General features: G+C 61.9%; 18 protein-coding genes. All 18 read left to right on the forward strand.

The genetic code is table 11. The features are described 5' to 3' along the window. Positions 1–144 precede the first annotated feature (144 nt). The 18 genes from LIS66_RS00760 to pgaD all read left to right on the forward strand — a co-directional run bounded on the left by LIS66_RS00760 (position 145) and on the right by pgaD (position 20866). Positions 145–1062, forward strand: coding sequence for a LysR family transcriptional regulator (locus LIS66_RS00760; protein ID WP_227973407.1), 918 nt, complete (start codon positions 145–147; stop codon positions 1060–1062). Between the two features lie 223 nt (positions 1063–1285). Continuing rightward, entirely contained in the window at positions 1286–2824 is a 1539-nt protein-coding gene (locus LIS66_RS00765) for an MFS transporter (protein ID WP_116658917.1), read from the forward strand. Positions 2825–2852: 28 nt separating this feature from the next. After that, the gene (locus tag LIS66_RS00770; RefSeq protein ID WP_227973408.1) at positions 2853–3920 is read left to right on the forward strand and encodes an HlyD family secretion protein; all 1068 of its coding nucleotides are present in this window, start codon (positions 2853–2855) and stop codon (positions 3918–3920) included. Next, positions 3917–5485 (forward strand): efflux transporter outer membrane subunit, encoded by a 1569-nt coding sequence (locus LIS66_RS00775; RefSeq protein ID WP_227973409.1) that lies wholly within the window; start codon positions 3917–3919, stop codon positions 5483–5485. The genes LIS66_RS00770 and LIS66_RS00775 overlap by 4 nt, the downstream gene beginning before the upstream one ends. 78 nt (positions 5486–5563) lie before the next feature. After that, on the forward strand, positions 5564–5803 hold the full coding sequence (locus LIS66_RS00780; RefSeq protein ID WP_064361654.1) for a DUF2789 domain-containing protein: 240 nt from the start codon (positions 5564–5566) through the stop codon (positions 5801–5803). Positions 5804–5840: 37 nt separating this feature from the next. After that, complete coding sequence (locus tag LIS66_RS00785) at positions 5841–6086, forward strand: type II toxin-antitoxin system Phd/YefM family antitoxin (RefSeq protein ID WP_041477418.1); 246 nt, start codon at positions 5841–5843, stop codon at positions 6084–6086. Further along, entirely contained in the window at positions 6076–6357 is a 282-nt protein-coding gene (locus tag LIS66_RS00790) for a type II toxin-antitoxin system RelE family toxin (RefSeq protein WP_042610152.1), read from the forward strand. Before LIS66_RS00785 ends, LIS66_RS00790 begins: the two co-directional genes overlap by 11 nt. Before the next feature lie 363 nt (positions 6358–6720). Then, a complete protein-coding gene (locus LIS66_RS00795) occupies positions 6721–7149 on the forward strand; it encodes a MarR family winged helix-turn-helix transcriptional regulator (RefSeq protein ID WP_016772266.1) in 429 nt (142 codons plus the stop codon). Continuing rightward, positions 7146–9209 (forward strand): FUSC family protein, encoded by a 2064-nt coding sequence (locus tag LIS66_RS00800; RefSeq protein ID WP_227973410.1) that lies wholly within the window; start codon positions 7146–7148, stop codon positions 9207–9209. Before LIS66_RS00795 ends, LIS66_RS00800 begins: the two co-directional genes overlap by 4 nt. Then, positions 9206–9415 carry a DUF1656 domain-containing protein gene (locus LIS66_RS00805; RefSeq protein ID WP_016772264.1) on the forward strand — a complete coding sequence of 70 codons (210 nt, stop codon included), beginning with the start codon at positions 9206–9208 and terminating at the stop codon, positions 9413–9415. The genes LIS66_RS00800 and LIS66_RS00805 overlap by 4 nt, the downstream gene beginning before the upstream one ends. Next, positions 9412–10299 (forward strand): HlyD family secretion protein, encoded by an 888-nt coding sequence (locus tag LIS66_RS00810; RefSeq protein WP_227973411.1) that lies wholly within the window; start codon positions 9412–9414, stop codon positions 10297–10299. Before LIS66_RS00805 ends, LIS66_RS00810 begins: the two co-directional genes overlap by 4 nt. After that, positions 10296–11738 carry an efflux transporter outer membrane subunit gene (locus LIS66_RS00815; RefSeq protein WP_064361650.1) on the forward strand — a complete coding sequence of 481 codons (1443 nt, stop codon included), beginning with the start codon at positions 10296–10298 and terminating at the stop codon, positions 11736–11738. Before LIS66_RS00810 ends, LIS66_RS00815 begins: the two co-directional genes overlap by 4 nt. A gap of 93 nt (positions 11739–11831) precedes the next feature. Beyond that, on the forward strand, positions 11832–12467 hold the full coding sequence (locus LIS66_RS00820) for a hypothetical protein (RefSeq protein WP_042610156.1): 636 nt from the start codon (positions 11832–11834) through the stop codon (positions 12465–12467). A 292-nt stretch (positions 12468–12759) separates the two neighbouring features. Further along, positions 12760–14265 (forward strand): YdgA family protein, encoded by a 1506-nt coding sequence (locus tag LIS66_RS00825; RefSeq protein WP_065615327.1) that lies wholly within the window; start codon positions 12760–12762, stop codon positions 14263–14265. 235 nt (positions 14266–14500) lie between these two features. Then, positions 14501–16981, forward strand: coding sequence for a poly-beta-1,6 N-acetyl-D-glucosamine export porin PgaA (gene pgaA, locus LIS66_RS00830; RefSeq protein ID WP_227973412.1), 2481 nt, complete (start codon positions 14501–14503; stop codon positions 16979–16981). 12 nt (positions 16982–16993) lie between these two features. Next, positions 16994–18991, forward strand: a complete 1998-nt coding sequence (gene pgaB, locus LIS66_RS00835; RefSeq protein WP_227973413.1) for a poly-beta-1,6-N-acetyl-D-glucosamine N-deacetylase PgaB — start codon at positions 16994–16996, stop codon at positions 18989–18991. 1 nt (position 18992) lies between these two features. Further along, complete coding sequence (pgaC, locus tag LIS66_RS00840; RefSeq protein ID WP_042610160.1) at positions 18993–20348, forward strand: poly-beta-1,6-N-acetyl-D-glucosamine synthase; 1356 nt, start codon at positions 18993–18995, stop codon at positions 20346–20348. Then, complete coding sequence (gene pgaD, locus LIS66_RS00845) at positions 20345–20866, forward strand: poly-beta-1,6-N-acetyl-D-glucosamine biosynthesis protein PgaD (RefSeq protein ID WP_042610161.1); 522 nt, start codon at positions 20345–20347, stop codon at positions 20864–20866. Before pgaC ends, pgaD begins: the two co-directional genes overlap by 4 nt. Positions 20867–20950 lie beyond the last annotated feature (84 nt).

Consider the following 20950-nt stretch of genomic DNA (forward strand, 5'->3'; position numbering starts at 1 on the left):
GAGCAGGCTCACTCCTACATTTGAAATGCGTTCCCCTGTAGGAGTGAGCCTGCTCGCGATAGCTTTTTCAAAGGCACCGCCACTCTTGAGTATGTTTGCTAGCATTGCGCACAGATCAATCCAGATCAGCCAAGAGTGCTCAGCATGCAACTCCCGGACATGAACCTTCTGGTCGCCCTCGATGCCTTGCTCGACGAGGGCAGTGTGGTCGGCGCGGCGCGGCGGATGAACCTCAGCCCGGCGGCCATGAGCCGCACGCTGACGCGGATCCGCGAAGCCATCGGCGATCCGATTCTGGTCCGCGCCGGGCGCGGTCTGGTGCCGACACCCAAAGCTCTTGAGCTGCGCGAACAGGTACGCGACGTGGTCGAGCAGGCGGCGCTGCTGTTCCGCTCCGCCGACAGCGTCGAGCTGGGCACCTTGCGCCGGCGTTTCAGCATCCGTGCCAATGATTTCTTCGTCGGCGTCTACGGCGGCAAGCTGTTCGACACCCTCGACCAGCTCGCCCCGCATTGCGAATTGCGCTTCGTCCCGGAAGGTGACGGCGACGATGAGGCGCTGCGCGAAGGGCGCATCGATCTGAGCGTCAGCAATACCCGTCCGCTCACGCCGGAAGTGAAAGTGCAGAACCTGTTCACCACCCACTTCGTCGGCCTGGTGCGCGAGAACCATCCGTTGCTCGATGGCGAAATCACTGCCGAACGCTACGCCGGGTTTTCCCACATCAGCATGTCGCGCCGGGGCATTGCTCGCGGCCCGATCGATACGGCGCTGAACGCACTGGGGCTGGAGCGCCGGGTGGCGGTCATCGCGCCGAGTTTTCATGCGGCGATGTTTGCCTTGCCTGACTCCGACCTGATCCTGCCGGTGCCCAAAGAGGCCCTGCTCAGCGTACGGCGGCTGGGGCTGAAACTACGCTCGTTCGACCTGCCGATTCCGCTGCCGATGCTGATGCTGACCCAGGCCTGGCACCCGCGCTTCGACAAGGACCCGGCCCACCGCTGGCTGCGCGAAACCCTCAAGACCTGCTGCGATGAAACGTGGCTGGCCGCACAGCCATAATCCCGAATTGCGCACAAATCCCCTGTAGGAGTGAGCCTGCTCGCGATAGCGTTGTGTCAGTCTCCAAACATGGCGACTGGTGCGCCGCCATCGCGAGCAGGCTCACTCCTACAGGGGATAATCGTTGTGTCTGATGCACTTATAACCTGCCAATAAGTCAATTTTCGTCAGCATCAAGCCCCACTAAAATGCTCCGGTATTTTCACCCCCGGAGTTTTCATTCATGACATCCCTGACGGTCACGGCGCCGCTTGCCGCGACCAGCCCGGCGACGGCGGCTGCGCCACCGGTGTTCGGGGCGCGGATCATCATTGGTCTGGTCGGCGTGCTGTTGGCCGTGCTGGTCTCGGGCCTCAACGAGATGGTCACCAAAGTCGCACTCGCTGATATTCGCGGTGCGCTGCACATCGGTTACGACGAAGGCACCTGGCTCGTCGCCAGTTACACCGCCACGTCGGTCGCGGCCATGGCCTTTGCGCCGTGGTGCTCGGTGACCTTCTCGCTGCGCCGTTTCACCCTCTGCGCCATCGGCCTGTTTACCCTGCTTGGCGTGCTGTGCCCGTTCGCCCCGAATTACGAAAGTCTGTTGTTGATGCGCATCCTTCAGGGCCTGGCCGGCGGCGCGCTGCCGCCGATGTTGATGACCGTCGCGCTGCGCTTTCTCCCCGCCAACATCAAACTCTACGGACTGGCCGGCTACGCCTTGACTGCGACGTTCGGTCCGGGACTCGGCACGCCTCTGGCCGGCCTGTGGACCGAATACGTCGGCTGGCAATGGACCTTCTGGCAGATCATCGTGCCGTGCCTGATCGCCATGGCTGCCGTGGCCTACGGCTTGCCGCAGGATCCGCTGCGGCTGGAGCGGCTCAAGTCATTCAACTGGAAAGGCTTGCTGCTGGGCTTTCCGGCGATCTGCATGTTGGTCATAGGCCTGTTGCAGGGCAATCGGCTGGACTGGTTCGAATCAAGTTTGATCTGCGCCTTGCTCGGTGCCGGTTCGCTGCTGCTGGTGGCTTTTCTGATCAATGAATGGTCGCAGCCGATTCCGTTTTTCAAGCTGCAGATGCTCGGCATCCGCAACCTGATGTTCGCGCTGATCACCCTCGCCGGTGTGTTGATCGTACTGCTGGCGGTGGTGCTGATTCCGTCGAGTTATCTAGCGCAGGTGCAGGGTTATCGTCCGGCGCAAACCGCGCCGATCATGCTCATCGCCGCGTTGCCGCAGTTGATCGCGCTGCCGCTGGTGGCGGCTTTGTGCAACTTGCGCTGGGTCGACTGCCGTTGGGTGCTTGGCATTGGTCTTGGCATGCTTGCGCTGTCCTGCCTGGGCGGTTCGCACCTGACGTCGCAGTGGATCCGCGACGATTTCTACGTCCTGCAATGGCTGCAGATTTTCGGCCAGCCGATGGCGGTGTTGCCGCTGCTGATGTTGTCGACCGGCAGTATCTCGCCGATGGAAGGGCCTTTCGCGTCAGCGTGGTTCAACACCGTCAAGGGGCTGGCGGCCGTGGTTGCTACCGGCGTGATCGAAGCGCTGACCACCTCGCGCCTGCATTTCCATTCGACCATGTTGGTCGACAGCCTCGGCAATTCGCCGCTGGCCGATCACAGCGATCCGGGCCTCGCTCACCGCCTGCACGAGCAGGCGGTGGTGCTGACTTCGTCCGACCTCTACGTGTGCATGGCTGGCGTCGCCGTGGCGTTGATCCTGCTGATTTTCTGGCTGCCGACGCGGATTTATCCACCGCGCGCGCCGACCTGATCGCTGCACTGAAACTGAAGGTTTTTTTATGACTCAATCCAAGCAAAAACTCGCGGTAGCCGTGGCTGCCGCATTGGCGGTGGGCGTGCTGGTGTACCTGGCGATGCCAGGACTGTTCGGAAACCGCACCGAGCAAACCACCAACGACGCGTTCGTCTCCGCCGACTACACGCTGGTGGTGCCGCGCGTTGCCGGCTTCATCAAACAGGTGCTGGTCGAAGACAACCAACAGGTCAAGGCCGGGCAGTTGCTGGCGTTGATCGATGACCGCGATTTGCGCGCCGCTGCGGAAGCGGCGGATGCGCAAACCCTGGTCGCGCGGGCGCAGTTGCAGAACGCCAACGCGACCCTGGAACGGCAGGCTTCGCTGATTGCTCAGGCGCAGGCTGCAGTGGTCTCGGCCAAAGCGCAAATGGCTTTCGCGCAGCAGGAACTGAACCGCTACAACCACCTCGCCGGGGTCGGCGCCGGCACCGTGCAGAACGCGCAACAGGCACGCACGCGCATCGATCAGGCCTCGGCACGCCTCGACACCGCGACGGCGAAGCTGGCGGCCGAACGCAAGCAGGTCGAAATCCTCACTGCCCAGCGCAACGCCGCCGAAGGCACTCTGAAACACGCGCAGGCGGCGCTGGAAATCGCCAGTTTCAACCTGTCTTACACGCGCATCACCGCGCCGCAGGACGGCATGATCGGCGAACGTGCAGTGCGTGTCGGCGCCTACGTCACGCCGGGCAGCAAACTGCTGGCGGTGGTGCCGTTGCAGCAGGCGTATGTGGTTGCCAATTTTCAGGAAACCCAATTGACCGACGTGCAGCCGGGGCAGGATGTGCAGGTACGGGTCGACAGCCTGGGCGGCGAAGCGCTGAGCGGTCGCGTTGAGAGCATCGCCCCGGCAACGGGCGTGACTTTTGCGGCGGTGAAACCGGATAACGCGACGGGCAATTTCACCAAAGTGGTGCAGCGGATTCCGGTGAAGATCATGCTGGAGCCGGGCCAGCCATTGGCCGAGCGCTTGCGGGTGGGGATGTCGGTCGAGGCGAGTATTGATACCGCCAGCTCAAAAGCATCCAAGCGTGAGGTGACGCAGCGATGATCGGTGTTGAATCGGCTGTCGCCTTCGCGAGCAGGCTCGCTCCCACATTTTGTAATGCGTTCCCCCTGTGGGAGCGAGCCTGCTCGCGAAAACGCCAGTGGCAGCAACACACTCTGAGTACCTTGCTTGCAGTCAGCCTCGGCGCTTGTACCGTCGGCCCGGACTTCCAGAAACCCGCAGCCACTCAACCCGCCGACTGGGCCAAACCCGCCCAGTCCGCCCCGAGCCAGGCCGTCAACGAACCGCTGAACCAACGCTGGTGGGAAACTTTTCAGGACCCGCAGCTATCCGCGCTCACTCAGCGCGCGCTCAATAGCAACCTCGACCTCAAACTGGCCAGCAGCCGCCTGCAACAAAGCCGCGCCGCGCGCCAGGTGATCACCGCCGAGCGTTATCCGAACAGCGCCGCCACCGGCAGCTACGCACGCAAACGCAACAGCGGCAAGGGTCTGAACGATCCATCGGGGAATAACGGTGATTCGGCCTTCAACCTCTGGGACGCCGGTTTCTCGGCTTCATGGGAGCTGGATTTCTGGGGCCGCGTGCGTCGTGAAACTGAGGCCGCGGATGCCAACCTCGAAGTGGCGGAAAACGATCGTCGCGGTGTGCTGCTGGCCGTACTGGCCGACACCGCGCAAAACTACATTCAGCTGCGCGGGGTGCAGAACACCCGTGCCGTCACCGAGCAGAACCTCGACGTCGCCCGGCACAGCCTGAAACTTTCGCAGCTGCGTTTGGCCGATGGCGTGGCGACCGATCTCGACGTCGCCGAGGCCGCCGCGCAAGTCGCCGCCATCGAAGCACGACTGCCAGCGCTCGAGCAGCGTCAGGCGCAACTGATCAACGCGATCAGTCTGTTGATGGGCGAACCGCCGCAAGCCCTCGCTCAAACGTTATCCACAGACGCGGCGGTTCCGCAGTCGCCTCTGCAAGTCGCCATCGGCCTGCCGTCTGATTTGGCCGAACGCCGCCCGGATATCCGCCAGGCCGAAGCGCGTCTGCACGCCGCCACCGCCAATATCGGCGTGGCCCAGGGCGATTTCTATCCGCGCATCACCCTGTCCGGCAACCTCGGATCGCAGGCCCTGCAACTCAGCGATTTCGGTTCATGGGGCTCGCGCGCCTTTGGTATCGGCCCGCAATTCAGCTTGCCGCTGTTCGACGGCGGACGTCTGCGCGGCATGCTGCAGCTGCGCGAAGCCCAACAACAGGAAGCGGCCATCGCCTACCAGCAGATTGTGCTGCGGGCCTGGCATGAAATCGACGATCAACTGACCGCGTACAACGCCAGCCAGCGCCGTCGCGACAGCCTCGCCGAAGCCGTGCGCCAGAACCAGATCGCCCTGCGCACCGCGCAGCAGCAGTACGTCGAGGGTGTGGTCGATTTCGTCAACGTCCTCACCGTGCAGAGCGCCTTGCTCGCCACGCAGGAACAATGGGTGGAAAGCTCAACCGGCGTTTCCCTGGCGATGGTCGGCTTGTACAAGGCGCTGGGCGGCGGATGGCAGTCGGTCTATCCGGCAGCGCAACTGGCCGCAGGCTCGCCGGACGTCGCCAGGCCCTGAACCCACAGCGACAGCTATGATCAACTCCACTGCAGCAAACGGCGTGACGCCGGACCTGAATTGCAGAGGAGTTGCATCATGGAAAATCCGCAGCACAGCCTACCGGCCCTGTTCAAACAACTCGGCCTCCCTCACGACGCGATCAGCATCGATCAGTTCATCGCCAGCCATTCCCCGCTCAAGCCGGATTTGCATCTGGCCGACGCGTTTTTCTGGACGGAAAGTCAGGCGCAGTTTCTGCGCGAGGAGATTCTGGATGATGCGGATTGGGCGGAGGTGGTGGATCAGTTGAATTTGATATTGCGGAAGAAAGCATAAATAGACCAAAATCACGTCCTAATTTGAGGTCCTTATTATGCAAAGTGTTCTTGCCGATATGGCTGTCAGTGTCTCTGAACTAAAGAAAAATCCTACTGCCGTGTTGAACGGTGCACATGGGGGGGCCGTCGCTGTCCTCAACCACAATCGCGTCATGGGTTATATGGTGCCGGCCGAGGTTTACGAAGCGATGATGGAGCGGCTTGATGATCTTGAGCTGGCTGACATCGTTCGTTCGCGCCTCCACGAAACGCCCATTTCGGTAAGCCTGGATGACTTATAAGCTTGAGTTTCTGCCGTCTGCGCACAAAGAGTGGAACAAGCTGGGTCATACGTTGCGGGAGCAGTTCAAAAAGAAGCTGGGTGAGAGGCTGAAGCTTCCCAGAATCCCGGCTGACGCCCTCCACAGCATGCCCGACTGCTACAAAATCAAACTCAAAGCCTCGGGATATCGATTGGTTTACCAAGTCATCGACGAACGAGTCGTGGTTTCCGTGCTAGCGGTTGGCAAGCGCGAACGCAGCAGCGTTTACGATGCTGCCAAGAACCGTTGAACGAGCCCCCGCTTTATTCAAGTGGCCGATGTTTGTCGATGAGATGCTTGAGTGACCGGGCTGGGCCATCAAAGTGTGGGGTCAGTTTGATGTATCGTCTGGCATGAGGCGCGGCATGTAAAAAAAATTGCGCGAAAAGGCTCAGATGTAAAAAAAACCTCCTTACTGTAAAAAAAATTTCGTTCTGTCACTCGCATTAGATTTTTTCTACGAAAAATTGCGAATCCAACTTGTGGACGCCTCGGCCAAGCGTGGAGAGATTTGTTTCAAAACTTGACTGAAATTCCCCACCAATGCGATATTGATAGTTAGCAAACTAACAGTGTCAGTTATCCCGTGTCCGATTCCCTCGACAGTCTCCAGATGAACATCAGCAGCGCCATGGTGGTGGCCGCCCGGCATTGGCGGAAGATCTGCCAGACCACGCTGGTCAATTACGGAATTTCCGAAGCCTGCGCCGTGCCCTTGTTGATGATCGGGCGTTTGGGCGAGGGCGTGCGCCAGGTGCAAGTCGCCCAAGCGGCGGGGATGGAGAGCCCGTCGCTGGTGCGCTTGCTCGATCAGCTGTGCCATGCCGGTTACGTCTGCCGCACCGAAGATGCCCAGGATCGTCGCGCCAAGTGCCTGAGCCTGACCGACACCGGTCGCGAGCTGGTGCAGGCGGTGGAGGCCGAGCTGGTGCGCTTGCGCCACGAAGTGCTGGAAGGCATCGAGCGCAGCGATCTGGAAGCTACGCTTCGGGTACTCAGGGCTTTTGAGGCGGCGAGTTCGCCTGTGGTGGTCAATTCTTGAACGGTTTTTTCACTGGCATGCCGCCGGCCCGTGACTGGTTTTACGGGGTGCGTACTTTTGCCGCGTCGATGATTGCGCTGTACATCGCCTTGCTCATGCAAATGCCGCGTCCGTATTGGGCGATGGCCACGGTGTACATCGTCTCCAGCCCGTTTCTCGGCCCGACCAGTTCCAAGGCTCTATACCGGGCAGCGGGTACTTTTCTCGGCGCGGCGGCGGCAGTGCTGTTCGTGCCGATGTTCGTGCAAAGCCCCTACGTGCTGGTGGTGGTCATTGCCTTGTGGACCGGCATTCTGCTGTTCATGTCCCTGCATTTGCGCACGGCCAACAGCTATGCACTGATGCTGGCCGGCTACACCTTGCCGTTGATTGCCCTGCCGGTGGTGGATAATCCGCTGGCGGTGTGGGATGTGGCCGAGGCGCGTACCGAAGAGATTTTCCTTGGCATCGCCGTTGCTGCGGTGGTCGGTGCGATGTTCTGGCCGCGCCGGCTGGCGCCGGTGTTCAACGATGCGGTAAGCAAGTGGTTCGCCGATGCGACGAGCTACAGCCTGAAGTTTCTCAGTCGCGATGTGCAGCCGGAAGAAGTCACCGCGCTGCGCATGGCCATGGTCGCCAATTTCAACAGCCTTGAATTGATGATCGGCCAGTTGCCCCACGAAGGCGCGCGGCCACAGACCGTGCGCAACACCAAGGAGCTGCGCGGACGGATGATTCACCTGCTGCCGGTGATCGATGCGCTTGAGGATTCGCTATACGCCCTGGAACGGCGCACCCCTGAGCTGGTGGAAAAATTCCAGCCGTTGCTCGCAGCCACCCGTGAATGGCTGAGCCATGCGGATGCCGATCTCGCGCGCTGGCAAGCACTGCGCGATCAGCTCGACGCGTTGCAACCGAGTGCCGAAGCGCTGGAGGAGCGCAAACAGTTGCTGTTCTCCAATGCGATCTACCGCCTCGGTGAATTCATCGATCTGTGGCAGGACTGCCGCAGCCTGCAGGATGCGATCCTGTGCGAGCGCCAGGACAGCTGGCGCGCCGTGTACCGGCACTGGCGCCTCGGCCGGTTGACGCCGTTCATCGATCGCGGGCTGATGCTGTACTCGGTGGCCTCGACCATTCTGGCGATCATCGTCGCTTCGGTGTTGTGGATTCTGCTCGGCTGGCCGGATGGCGGCAGTGCGGTGATTCTGGCGGCGGTGGCGTGCAGCTTCTTCGCCTCGATGGACGACCCGGCCCCGCAGATTTACCGATTCTTTTTCTGGACCGGGATGTCGGTGCTGTTCGCCAGTCTTTACCTGTTTCTGATTCTGCCCAACCTGCACGATTTCCCCATGCTGGTGCTGGCGTTTGCCGTGCCGTTCATTTGCATCGGCACCCTGACGGTGCAGCCGCGTTTCTACCTCGGCATGCTGCTGACGCTGGTCAATACCTCGTCGTTCATCAGCATTCAGGGTGCCTACGACGCGGACTTTTTTGCCTTCGCCAACTCCAACCTCGCCGGGCCACTGGGGCTGTTGTTCGCTTTTATCTGGACGCTGGTGGCGCGACCGTTCGGTGCCGAGCTGGCGGCCAAGCGCCTGACTCGATTCAGTTGGAAAGACATCGTCAGCATGACCGAACCGGCCAGCCTCGCCGAGCATCGGCAACTGGGCGTGCAGTTGCTTGATCGGCTGATGCAGCACCTGCCGCGTCTGGCCCTGACCGGCCAGGACACCGGCATTGCCATGCGCGAAGTGCGCGTCGGTTTGAATATGCTCGATTTGCTCGCCTACACCCCGCGCGTCACTGGCGTGCCAAACGCCCTGTTGCGACAGGTGGTGAGCGAGGTCGGCGAGTATTTCCGCGCCTGCCTCAAAGCCGACGAACGCCTGCCGGCGCAGAGCGGTCTGCTGATGACCCTTGATCGCACCCGCCGTGCGCTGAACGGCGAGGGCGACGATGAAACCCGTCTGCACCTGTTGCACGCCTTGAGTGGTTTGCGTCTGGCCTTGCTGCCCGGCGTCGAATTCGTCTCCAGCGCCGAGCCCGAAGAACCGCTGCCCGATGGAGCGCCCCTATGATCGGTGATCTGGATATCAGCGGCATTTTCCTGCCGACCCTGCTGGTGCTGATGGGCATTACCTATGTGTTGTTTCTGTTGGTGCATGGCGTGCTGCAGCGCCTGCACTTTTACCGTCTGGTCTGGCACCGGGCATTGTTCAACGTGGCGCTCTACGCCGTGCTGCTGTACGGCGTGGACTCACTCAGTCGATACCTGATGACATGAAAAAACCGTTTCTGACTATAGGTCGCGTGGTCCTGACCCTGCTGATCGTGACTTTTGCCGTTGTCCTCGTCTGGCGCATGGTGATGTATTACATGTTCGCGCCGTGGACCCGCGACGGCCACATTCGTGCCGACATCATCCAGATCGCCCCGGACGTGTCCGGGTTGATCCAGCAAGTCGAAGTGAAGGACAACCAGTTGATCAAGCGTGGCCAGGTGCTGTTCAGTATCGATCAGGACCGCTTCAAACTGGCCCTGCGCCAGGCCAGGGCCGCCGTCGCTGATCGCCAGGAAACCCTCGCCCAGGCGCAGCGTGAAGCCAAGCGTAACCGTGGCCTCGGCAACCTGGTGCCGGCCGAGCAACTGGAAGAGAGCCAGTCGCGGGTGGCCCGTGCGCAATCGGCGCTGGCCGAAGCGTTGGTGGCGGTCGACAGTGCGCAGCTCAACCTCGATCGCTCGGTGATCCGCAGCCCGGTCGACGGTTACGTCAACGACCGCGCGCCGCGTCCGCAGGAGTTCGTCACCGCCGGGCGCCCGGTATTGTCGGTGGTCGACAGCAATTCCTTCCACATCGACGGCTATTTTGAAGAAACCAAACTCGACGGCATTCACGTCGGGCAGTCGGTGGATATCCGCGTGATCGGCGACCGCGCACGGTTGCGCGGGCATGTCGAAAGCATCGTCGCCGGCATTGAAGACCGTGATCGCACCAGTGGCAGCAACCTGCTGCCGAACGTCAACCCGGCGTTCAGTTGGGTGCGCCTGGCGCAGCGGATTCCGGTGCGCATCGCCTTCGATGACGTACCGGCCGACTTCCGCATGATTGCCGGGCGTACCGCCACTGTGTCGATCATCGACGATCAACCCCGGGAGCCGCAGCCATGAGCAAGGCCTGGTTGATCGCCGGGTTGGGCGTGATGCTCTCGGCCTGCCAGATGGTCGGTCCGGATTATCAGGTGCCTGCCGACGCGGCAGCGCAGCGCAAGGATATTCAGGGCGAGCTGGCAATCGCTGGCAAACCGGTGGTTTCGGCGCCGGTGCCGGCCGACTGGTGGCGACTGTATAAAGACCCGCGCCTCGATCAACTGGTGCAGCAGGCCATGGCGTCCAACACCGATCTGCGTGTAGCGGCGGCGAACCTGTCGCGGGCGCGCGCTCAGGTGGATGAGGCCGAGGCCGCTGGCGGTTGGAGTGGCGGCGTGAAAATGGGCGCCCAGCGTCTGCAGGAATCCGGTCAGGCGTTCCTGCTGCCGGAGAAAGTGCCGGTGGATAACGTCGGCGACATCGGCATCAGCGCTTCGTATCAGTTCGACTTGTGGGGCACCCTGCAGCGCGGCATCGAAGCGGCCAAAGCCAATGCCGATGCGACCCAGGCCGCTGCCGATACCGCACGCATCACGCTGGTGGCGGACGTGGTTCGCGCTTACACCCAGGTCTGCGCCGCCAATGAAGAGCGGGAAATCGCCGAGCATTCTCTCGATCTGCAATCGCAGAGCACTTCACTGATCCAGCGTCTGCGTGACGCCGGGCGTGGCGACGAAACCCAGGTCACCCGCTCGCAAACCCAATTCAAATCCCTGCGCGCCGACTTGCCGCGTTATGAAGCGGCGCGTCAGGCCGGGCTGTTCCGTTTGTCGATGCTGCTGGCCAAACCGGTCGAGCAATTGCCGGCGGGCACGGCCAGTTGCGCCGAGTTGCCGAAGATCGCTCAACGGCTGCCGGTGGGGGACGGTGCTGCGCTGCTCAAGCGTCGCCCTGATATTCGTCAGGCTGAACGCCGTCTCGCGGCGGCAACGGCGGGCATCGGTATCGCCACCGGTGAGCTGTACCCGGACATCAGCATCGGCGCGACGATTGGCACCGTCGGTCTCATCGACGATCTGGGTGACCCTTCGACCAACCGCTGGGGTTTCGGCCCGTCGCTGAGCTGGAAGGTGCCGACCAACGGCGCCCGTGCGCGGATTCGTGAGGCCGAGGCCAACACTCAGGGCGCGCTGGCGCATTTCGACGGTGTGGTGCTCAACGCCATCCGCGAGACCCAGACCGGTCTGGCCCAGTACAGCGCGTTGCTGCAACGCCGCGATGCACTGGCCGAAGCCGAGCAGTCGGCGAAGCTCGCCGCCGAGCAGACGCACCGCTTCTTCCAGGCCGGCCGCGAGTCGTTCCTCGCTGACCTGCAAGCGACCCGCACCTACACCGATGTCACCGCGCAACTGGCCGCCGCGAACACCCAGGTCGCGATGAGCCAGATCGATTTGTTCCTCGCCTTGGGCGGTGGCTGGGAAAGCGGACGAACGAACACCTCGGGCGCCAGCAAACCCTGAGGCCGTTGCTATGCTTTGAAGTGTTGGAGGGGCGCCCCATGCCAAGCGCTCCTGCAATGCACATTGCTCGTGCTGGCCCAGGGGAAACCAATAATGAAAAACCCTTACGCTCTCGGCTTCTGGTGCGCTCTGGTCGCACTGGTGCTGCTCTCGGCCACATATTTCTACGGGATCATGCTGGCCCACCAGATTGACACGGCAATGGTTTTTCTCGACAGCGCCGTTGCGCTGATCGCGGTGATGGCGATCGTCGTCGTCGCCTGGACCTCGATTCAGCTGCAGCGGGTCAAGAAGCGCCAGCTCGAGCGCGGCAAGATGCTCGTGCTGATCTGGGACACCAAAGTCGCCCTGCGCCGGGTCGAAACCGTGTTCGACCGCTACTTCTGGGGCAGTTACTGGCAGCCCGGGCGTACCTTTGCAGAAGTCATGGGCGAACTCACCGGCACGCCGCTGGAAAAAAGCCTCGAAGCTCTGAAGAAGCAATGCCTGGAACTCGACAAGCAGATCGCCGATGAAGGCTGGCACTGGCTGAACAATGCTCGCGAGCTGTCAGATGTCGCCACGGCCATGGCCCGCGAACGCTATCAGCTGGATTTCTGCGATGTACGGATGGAGGCGCCAGGCGGGGCGGTGATCGATCGAGACTTCGAAGTGCTGGTGTACACCTGGACCGCGCGGCTGAAGAGCTTCGATCATCAGCTGGATGAAATTGAAGTCCAATATTCCTGATTTGTTGTGAATCCTCCGGCGCTATCGCGAGCAGGCTCACTCCTACATTTGGAATGCGTTCCCCCTGTAGGAGTGAGCCTGCTCGCGATAGCGTCCTTCCAGACACTGAAACTCTTCAACCCTGTCAGCGGTCCATTCCCCCCACAGACACTCTTTAACCTCTAAACAGTGGGCCGTCCCCCGCGCCCGGTGCTAATCTCCACCGCTTATTGCGCACAGTCGAGCCGCGACCCGATCCCGGGTTCAAGGAAGACGACTTCATTCACAGCCACGGAAATCGATCAGGTCATTCATGAATAAATCAGCAGGCGTGCTCCTCGGAATCGTTGTTGCCATCGGCGCGATCAGCGCAGGCGGGGCCTGGTACACCGGGACCAAGATCGAAGGCGTACTGAACAACGCCGTGACCAACGCCAACAAAGAGCTGCAGACCGCGATGGCCGGCTCCAACGGCACGGCGTCGCTGGAGCTGGTGTCGCTGGAACGCCACACCTTCACCAGCACCGCGCACTATCGCCTCAAGGGCGAAGGCGAGATGTTCGGTGATGCGCCGGTCGAGCTGCTGTTCGTCGACCATATCGAACACGGCCCGTTGCCGTTCTCCCGTCTGGTTTCGCTGAAGTGGCTGCCGGTCATGGCCACCAGCAACTATGAACTGGAAAAGAGCCCGTCCACAGAAAAATGGTTCGCCGCCACCAACGGCGCCGCGCCGCTCAAGGGCGTGACCAACATCGGCTACGACGAATCGACCACCAGCACCCTCAACCTGGTGCCGTTCGAAACCGCCCTGGATGAGCAGTCGAGCCTGAAGTTTTCCGGTCTGAGTATGGACATCGCCGCCAGCGCCCAGGCGCAGAAGGTCAAGGCCGACGGCTACATGGACAATCTGAAACTGGTCACCGTGTCTGAAGACCAGGCGCCGGTGCAGATCGAGCTCAACGGCCTGACCCTGGCCAGCAACCTCGCCAAGAGCACCTACGGTTACTACACCGGGGAAAACACCCTGGAAGTGACCAGCAGCAAAACCACCTTCGGCGCCAAACCGATGGTGCTGGGGGTGAAGAACTTCGAAATGAAGAACCGCACCGAAGAAAGCGGCAGCAACGCCTCGGGCCGTGCCGATTACAAAATCGGCGAAGTGACGCTCAACGACAAGAAAGTCGGTTCGGCAGCCATGGCCATGAGCCTGAAGAACCTCGACATTCCTTCGACCATGTCGCTGATGCAGATCTACCAGACCAAATTGCAGCCGTACGAAAAAGCCGCCGCCGAAGCCGCCGCACAGGGCCTGCCGGCACCGGAGCTGAACCTGACCGAAGCGGAAAACGCCCAGGTCAAAGCCGACCTGCAGAAGCTGCTGGCCGCCGGCCCGCAACTGGCGCTGGAGAACCTTTCGTTCAACACCGCCAACGGTGAAAGCCGCGCCAATCTGGTGATCGACCTGACCAAACCGCAATCGATGGACCTGCCACCGGATCAACTGGGCAAGCAGCTGATTGCGCTGCTCGACCTGAACATTCAAGTGTCCAAGCCGATGCTGGTCGATCTGCTCAGCGTGCAGGCGCAACTCGATGGCCAGACTGACGCCAAAGCCATCGTCGATCAGTCCAGGGAAGCGGCGGACATGTTCGCCGGCATGGCGGTCGGCTCGCAATTGGCCGTCGTCGACGGCACCAACGTGGTGACCAAGCTGCATTACGCGGCCAATCAGGTCGAATTCAACGGCCAGAAAATGACCGTCGAACAGTTCATCGGCTTCCTGATGAGCAAGTTCGCCGGCGTCACCCAAGTGCAATAAATCCACCGCGCGCCACCCGGACGCCCGGCCCCTGTGTGAACAGGCGCCGGGCGTTTTGCTGTACGGGTTTTGTACAGAAGGGCCGATTCTGAACAATTATTGCGATGTGAAAATTCGCTCTCGCTTGCGTGCAGACTGCCTCACCAAGCTTGGCCGAAGGCTGTCTTCTCGGCCACCGTTACGAATGGGCAAGGAGGGCATTGCGACCCGGCTGGCCATGTAAGGATGCTGACGAATGCCGCGTATTGATGGTCCTGTAGTACATCGTGGTTTGCGCCCTTTGTTCCGATTCGCCCTCTGCAGCCAGTTGCTCTGGCCGCTGCTGGCGTTGGCCGACACACCCTATGATGAAATGGTCCGCGATGCTCGCGCCGGGCACTACACGCCCGCGTTGACGGTGTTGCGTCAGGTGCCGCCGGGCCAGGCCAGCGATGGCCAGATCAGTGATCACCTGCAAATCGCCAGTTGGGCCGGGCTCGATGCCGAAGTGGTCAAGGTCTATGAAACCCAGGGCCGCGACCGCGTCCTGCCGGTTCAGGCGCTGACCGCCGCTGCGCGTGCCTATCGCAACCTCAAGCGCTGGGACCAGGCCGCCCAGGTCTATAACCAGGCGCTGGCGCTGGAACCGGATAACGCCGACCTGCAACTGGGTCTGGCGCTGACCCAGGCCGATTCCGGCAAGCCCGATCAGGCCGTCACCCGTGCCCAGGCGCTGGTCGCCGCCAAACCCGATGATCCGTCACGCCGCCTGGCCTTGGGCTATGCCCTCGGCCGCGCCGGCAAGCAGTACGACGCACTCTTCGAATACGATCAGGCGTTTATCCGCGCCGGCAACAAACCGGAAGTCGCCCGCGAGTACGTGGTCGCGCTGCAAAAGGCCCGTCTGCCTGAACCGGCGCTGCGCCTGGCCAGTCAGCGTCCCGGTCTGATTGATCCGGTGACCTTGCGCCGTCTCGAAGGCGATCTCGCCGCCGAACGTGTGCGCCTCGCCGAACTCGCCACCCGCAGCGAACAGGAACGCTACGTCATCGCTGACCGCGCGCTGGCCGATTACGACAAACTGCTCGCGACCTGGACGCCTGACGCCACTGCCCACGACGACGTGACGCGCTGGCGCATCGACCGCATGGGGGCGCTCAAGGCCCGGGCGCGCACCGCCGACGTCATCAGCGAATATCAAAAGCTGCAGGCCGAGGGCGTGCAGATTCCGACCTACGCCCTGCGTTGGGTGGCGGCGTCTTATCTCGATCAGCGTGAGCCGGAGATCGCCACCGATCTGTATCGCCAGGTGCTTTCAGCGCCTGACGCCGATGTCGGTGATCGTCTCGAAGACACCACTGCGCTGTACTACTCGCTGCTGGAAAGCGATCGCGCCGACGAGGCGCGCAAGGTCGCCGAAGACGCGGCGAAAGCCCAGCGTCCGCGCGTCGAACTCAAGGGTCTGCCGATCGGCAATCCCAACGATGAGTGGATGGACGCCCAGCAACTCGCGGCGCAGGCCGGCACTTACAGTTCCGACCTGCCCCACGGCGAAGAGCGTTTGCAGACTCTCATCGAGCAAGCGCCAGGCAATCTCGGCTTGCGTCTGGCCCAGGCCGATCTCTACCTCGCCCGCCAGATGCCGCGCCGCGCGGAAAGCCAGCTCAAGGAAGCCGAGAGCGCGGCACCGCGCGACGCGGGCCTGGAGGTCGCTCAGGCGCGCACCGCGATGGAGTTGCAGGAGTGGCGGCAGAACGATGCGCTGGTCGATGACGTGGTCGCGCGCTATCCGGACAACCGCCAGGTGCAGCGACTGGCCCGCGAGCGCGAAGTGCATGACATGGCCGAACTGCGCGTCGAAGCCTACGGCGGCAAGGCCAATGGTGGCGGCAGTGGCGATGCCGGTGCGGTCAGCGGCAGCCGTGATTTCGGCATCCAGAGCACGTTGTACAGCCCGCCGATCAACGAAGACTGGCGTGTGTTCGCCGGCGCCGGTTATGCCACCGGTGATTTCGCCGAAGGGACTGGCCACCATCGCTTCCAACGGGTCGGCCTGGAACGGCGTACCCGTGACATGACCCTCGAAGCCGAAGTGTCGAATCACGATTACGGCTTCGGTGACAAACAGGGCGCGCGCCTGGCGATCGCCCGCGACATCAACGATCACTGGCAGTACGGCGGCAGCCTCGAATACCTCTCGGCGGAAACACCGCTGCGCGCACTCAACAGCGATATCAAGGCCAATGGCGGCAGCGCATTCCTGCGCTGGCGCGCCAACGAAAGCCGCGAGTGGCGCGTCTCGGTCAGCCCCTCGCACTTCAGCGATGGCAACAACCGTGTCGAAGCGTTGGTGACCGGACGTGAAGGTATCTACAGCGCGCCGAACATCCAGGTCGATGCTGGTCTGGAAGTCGGCACCAGCCACAACTCGAAATCCGATGACGTGCCGTACTTCAACCCCAAGTCGGACTTCAGCGTGATGCCGCTGGTCAACGTCAACCACGTCCTCTACCACCGTTACGAAACTTCCTGGAGCCAGCAATTCCAGGCCGGCGCCGGCACCTACAGCCAGCGCGACCACGGCACCGGCGGCATGGCGTTGCTCGGTTACGGCCAACGGTACGCCTGGAACGACGTGTTCGATGTGGGCGGCATGTTCAGTGTGATCAACCGGCCTTACGACGGTGATCGGGAAACTGATCTGCGTCTGCTCGTCGACCTCACTTTCCGCTTCTAGAAGAGTTTGAAGATGCCTTTTATCTCGCGTTTCATCCTTTTGCTGGGAGCGCTGCTGATCAGCGCCTGCGCCCAGCAGGCCCCGGCCTTCGCGCCGCCCTCCGAGCGCCCGGTCGCGGCCAGTGAACAACCGTGGCCAAAAAACCATGTGCTCGGCATCGCCTATCACGACGTTGAAGACCGTGATCCCGATCAGGCCGTGGTGGCAGTGCGCACCGAACGCATGATCGAGCAACTCGCCTGGCTGCGTGAAAACGGCTACAAACCGGTAACCGTCGACCAGATCATGGCCGCACGCAAGGGTGGCCCGCAGCTGCCGGCGAAAGCGGTGCTGCTCAGCTTCGACGACGGTTATGCCAGCTTCTATACCCGCGTCTTGCCGGTGTTGCGCGCCTACAACTGGCACGCTTTGCTGGCGCCGGTCGGCACCTGGATCGACACACCGCTGAATCAGCCAGTGGACTTTGCCGGCACGCCGCGCAAGCGTTCGGACTTTCTGACCTGGGAGCAGGTCCGCGAAATTTCCAGGTCGGGGCTGGTAGAGATCGCCGCCCATACCGACGCCAGCCACAAAGGCATCCTCGCCAACCCGCAGGGCAACTTGCAGCCGGCCGCTGCGACCCGGCGCTATGACCCCGTGACCAAGCGCTACGAGTCCGAAGCCGATTTCCAGGCACGCATTCGTGCCGACGTGAAGACTATTTCCGAGAAGATCCGCCAGGTTACCGGTTACAAACCGCGGGTCTGGGTCTGGCCGTACGGCGCTGCTGACGGCACGTCGCTGAGCGTGGTTGGCGAGGAGGGCTATGAAATGGCCCTGACCCTGGACGACGGCCTCGACACCCTCGACAACCTGATGAGCGGGCCACGCTTCCTCGTTACCTCCGACCCTGACGGCGAGCATTTTGCCAACAGCATCGTCGCGGTGCAGGAAGAGTTGGCGATGCGCGTGGTGCATGTCGATCTGGATAACGTCTACGATCCGGACCCGGCGCAACAGGACATCAACCTCGGCAAACTGGTGCAGCGCATTTCTGACCTGGGCCCCACCACGGTGTTTCTGCAAGCTTTTGCCGATCCCAAGGGCGATGGTCTGGTGCACTCGCTGTACTTCCCCAACCGCCACTTGCCGGTGCGCTCCGACCTGTTCGACCGCGTCGCCTGGCAACTGCGCACCCGCGCTCATGTGAAGGTCTATGCATGGATGCCGGTGCTGAGTTTCGAGCTCGATTCGAAGCTGCCGCGGGTGACCCGCTGGGACCCGAAGACCGCCATCACGTCGGTCGATCCAAAGCAGTACAAGCGCCTGTCACCGTTCAATCCCGAAGTGCGGAAAGCCATTGGTGAAATCTACGAAGACCTGGCGAGTCTGACCTCGATCGATGGCGTCCTCTACCATGACGACGCAGTGCTGTCGGACTTCGAAGATGCCAGCCCGGATGCCTTGAAGGCCTACGCTGCACATGGGTTGCCCGGCTCGATCGCCGCGCTGCGCGACGACCCGGCGGCGATGCAACGCTGGACCCGCTTCAAGAGCCGCTACCTGATCGACTTCACCAACGAACTGACCGCCAGGGTCCGCGCCATTCGCGGCCCGCAGGTGCTGACCGCGCGCAACATCTTTGCCGAGCCGATGCTCAATCCCGAGAGCGAAGCGTGGTTCGCACAGAATCTCGACGATTTCCTCGCCACCTACGACTGGACGGCGCCGATGGCCATGCCATTGATGGAGAAACAGACCCGGGCCGAGTCCGGGCCGTGGCTGGAAACCCTGGTGGCCACAGTTAAAAAACGTCCCGGTGCGCTCAATCGCACGGTGTTCGAATTGCAGGCGCGTGACTGGAACCAGAAGGATCAGGCCGACATCGATGCCGCACAACTGGCGGACTGGATGGGCCGGCTCAAGCGCCAGGGCGCGACCAGTTTCGGTTACTACCCGGACAACTTCCTCGACAACCTGCCGGACCTGAAAACCGTAAGGCCTGCACTCTCCAACAAATGGAATCCATAACATGCTGGATAGACTGTTAGCCCTGCTTGTTCTGGCGATCGTTCTTGGCGTTCCGCTGGGGCTGATTTTCCTGGTGACCGGCCAGTTCCTGATGTCGTTCGTGTTCTTCTACCCGCTGTTCATGTCCGGGTTGTGGATCGCCGGCGGCCTGTATTTCTGGTTGCACTGGGAGCGCCACTGGCCATGGCAGGACGACACGCTGCCGCCGCCACTGGAAGGCGAGCCGCTGATCTCGATCCTGATTCCTTGCTACAACGAAGGCGACAACGCTGCCGACACCATTCACGCGGCACTGGCGCAGCATTACCCGAACATCGAAGTCATCGCGATCAACGACGGCTCCAAGGACAACACGGCTGAAGTTCTCGACGCACTGGCCAAGGAAGATCCTCGTTTGCGGGTCCTGCATCTGGCGGAAAACCAGGGCAAGGCGGTGGCCCTGCGCATGGGCGCGATTGCTGCGCGCAGTGAATATCTGGTGTGCATCGATGGCGACGCCTTGCTGGCGCCCAATACCGCGGCCTATCTGGTCGCGCCGATGCTGGATAACGCACGTCTCGGCGCGGTGACTGGCAACCCGCGCATCCGCACACGGTCGACGTTGATCGGGCGGGTGCAGGTCGGCGAGTTCTCCTCGATCATCGGTCTGATCAAACGCACGCAACGGGTGTTCGGGCGCATCTTCACCGTCTCCGGGGTGATCGTCGCGTTCCGCCGTACCGCGCTGAACCGGGTCGGCTACTGGAGCCCGGACATGATCACCGAAGACATCGACATCAGCTGGAAGCTGCAGCTCGATCACTGGAGCATCTTTTACGAACCGCGCGCGCTGTGCTGGATCCTCATGCCGGAGACCCTCGGCGGCCTTTGGAAGCAGCGTCTGCGCTGGGCTCAGGGCGGCGCCGAAGTGCTGTTCAAGAACATTCGCGGCATCTGGCAGTATCGCCATCGTTACCTGTGGCCGCTGCTGTTCGAATACTGCCTGTCCACCGGTTGGGCGTTCACCTTCCTGTTGTCGGTGATTTTCTGGGGCATGGGCAAATTCATGGTCATGCCGGATGCAATCGCTGTGGATCACTTGATGCCACCGGCCTTCACCGGTCTGTTGCTGGCGGTGGTCTGTCTGGTGCAGTTCGCGGTCAGCATCGTTATCGATCGGCGCTATGAGCCGGGTCTGGGCAAGACCATGTTCTGGGTGGTCTGGTACCCGCTGGTGTTCTGGCTCGTCAGTCTGCTGACCACTTTGGTCAGTTTCCCCAAAGTGTTGTTCAGCCAACACAAGAAACGCGCGCGCTGGGTCAGTCCTGATCGGGGCATCCGACCGCTGGGCGACGAGCAGGAGGAAGTCATCAAATGAAAATTATCCGCACTCGCCAACGGCCCTTTCTGGTGGTGATCGACGTCATCCTCACCGTGATGGCCTGGATCGGCCTGCTGTACCTGTTGGTGCGCGGCCTATGGCCATTGATCGAAACCACCGGCGGCCCGCGCATCGAGCACTCGGCGTTCGATGCCTTGGGCACCTTGCAGGTTTATCTGTGGGTGGCGGTGGTCAACGCAGTGATCCTGATTGGTTGGGCACGTTATCAGCAACGCAAGAGCCGCAGCTTCGCTCAGCGCCGGTTGCCCTCGCCGGTGATTGGTGATGAAGGTCTGAGCAAAAGCTTCAAGCTCTGCGATGAGCGTTTCCAGAAACTGCGCACGCCTGGCGTGATGACCATCCACAACGATCAGGACGGCGATATCAGCCACGTGGAAACGCATTTCTGGCCGGTGCAGCAGCAGGCATTGCCCGCGCCGCTGGGGCAACAGCGGGTGATCTTTCTGCATGCCGATGGCGATGACCAACGCGAGCCGGTAAACCGCCTGACGTGACCGAGACGGAGCCCGTAGGAGCTGACGAGTGAAACGAGGCTGCGATCTTTTGATCTTGTTTTTAACAGTCAAAAGATCGCAGCC

Source organism: Pseudomonas sp. HN2 (genome assembly GCF_020736465.1).
In the GTDB taxonomy this organism is placed as follows: domain Bacteria; phylum Pseudomonadota; class Gammaproteobacteria; order Pseudomonadales; family Pseudomonadaceae; genus Aquipseudomonas; species Aquipseudomonas moraviensis_A.

What these genes read in the sequence shown, in the direction of transcription:
- LIS66_RS00760 (WP_227973407.1), top strand. Translation starts at nt 145, where the DNA reads ATGCAACTCCCGGACATGAACCTTCTGGTCGCCCTCGATGCCTTGCTC.
- LIS66_RS00765 (WP_116658917.1), top strand. Translation starts at nt 1,286, where the DNA reads ATGACATCCCTGACGGTCACGGCGCCGCTTGCCGCGACCAGCCCGGCG.
- LIS66_RS00770 (WP_227973408.1), top strand. Translation starts at nt 2,853, where the DNA reads ATGACTCAATCCAAGCAAAAACTCGCGGTAGCCGTGGCTGCCGCATTG.
- LIS66_RS00775 (WP_227973409.1), top strand. Translation starts at nt 3,917, where the DNA reads ATGATCGGTGTTGAATCGGCTGTCGCCTTCGCGAGCAGGCTCGCTCCC.
- LIS66_RS00780 (WP_064361654.1), top strand. Translation starts at nt 5,564, where the DNA reads ATGGAAAATCCGCAGCACAGCCTACCGGCCCTGTTCAAACAACTCGGC.
- LIS66_RS00785 (WP_041477418.1), top strand. Translation starts at nt 5,841, where the DNA reads ATGCAAAGTGTTCTTGCCGATATGGCTGTCAGTGTCTCTGAACTAAAG.
- LIS66_RS00790 (WP_042610152.1), top strand. Translation starts at nt 6,076, where the DNA reads ATGACTTATAAGCTTGAGTTTCTGCCGTCTGCGCACAAAGAGTGGAAC.
- LIS66_RS00795 (WP_016772266.1), top strand. Translation starts at nt 6,721, where the DNA reads ATGAACATCAGCAGCGCCATGGTGGTGGCCGCCCGGCATTGGCGGAAG.
- LIS66_RS00805 (WP_016772264.1), top strand. Translation starts at nt 9,206, where the DNA reads ATGATCGGTGATCTGGATATCAGCGGCATTTTCCTGCCGACCCTGCTG.
- LIS66_RS00810 (WP_227973411.1), top strand. Translation starts at nt 9,412, where the DNA reads ATGAAAAAACCGTTTCTGACTATAGGTCGCGTGGTCCTGACCCTGCTG.
- LIS66_RS00815 (WP_064361650.1), top strand. Translation starts at nt 10,296, where the DNA reads ATGAGCAAGGCCTGGTTGATCGCCGGGTTGGGCGTGATGCTCTCGGCC.
- LIS66_RS00820 (WP_042610156.1), top strand. Translation starts at nt 11,832, where the DNA reads ATGAAAAACCCTTACGCTCTCGGCTTCTGGTGCGCTCTGGTCGCACTG.
- LIS66_RS00825 (WP_065615327.1), top strand. Translation starts at nt 12,760, where the DNA reads ATGAATAAATCAGCAGGCGTGCTCCTCGGAATCGTTGTTGCCATCGGC.
- pgaA (WP_227973412.1), top strand. Translation starts at nt 14,501, where the DNA reads ATGCCGCGTATTGATGGTCCTGTAGTACATCGTGGTTTGCGCCCTTTG.
- pgaB (WP_227973413.1), top strand. Translation starts at nt 16,994, where the DNA reads ATGCCTTTTATCTCGCGTTTCATCCTTTTGCTGGGAGCGCTGCTGATC.
- pgaC (WP_042610160.1), top strand. Translation starts at nt 18,993, where the DNA reads ATGCTGGATAGACTGTTAGCCCTGCTTGTTCTGGCGATCGTTCTTGGC.
- pgaD (WP_042610161.1), top strand. Translation starts at nt 20,345, where the DNA reads ATGAAAATTATCCGCACTCGCCAACGGCCCTTTCTGGTGGTGATCGAC.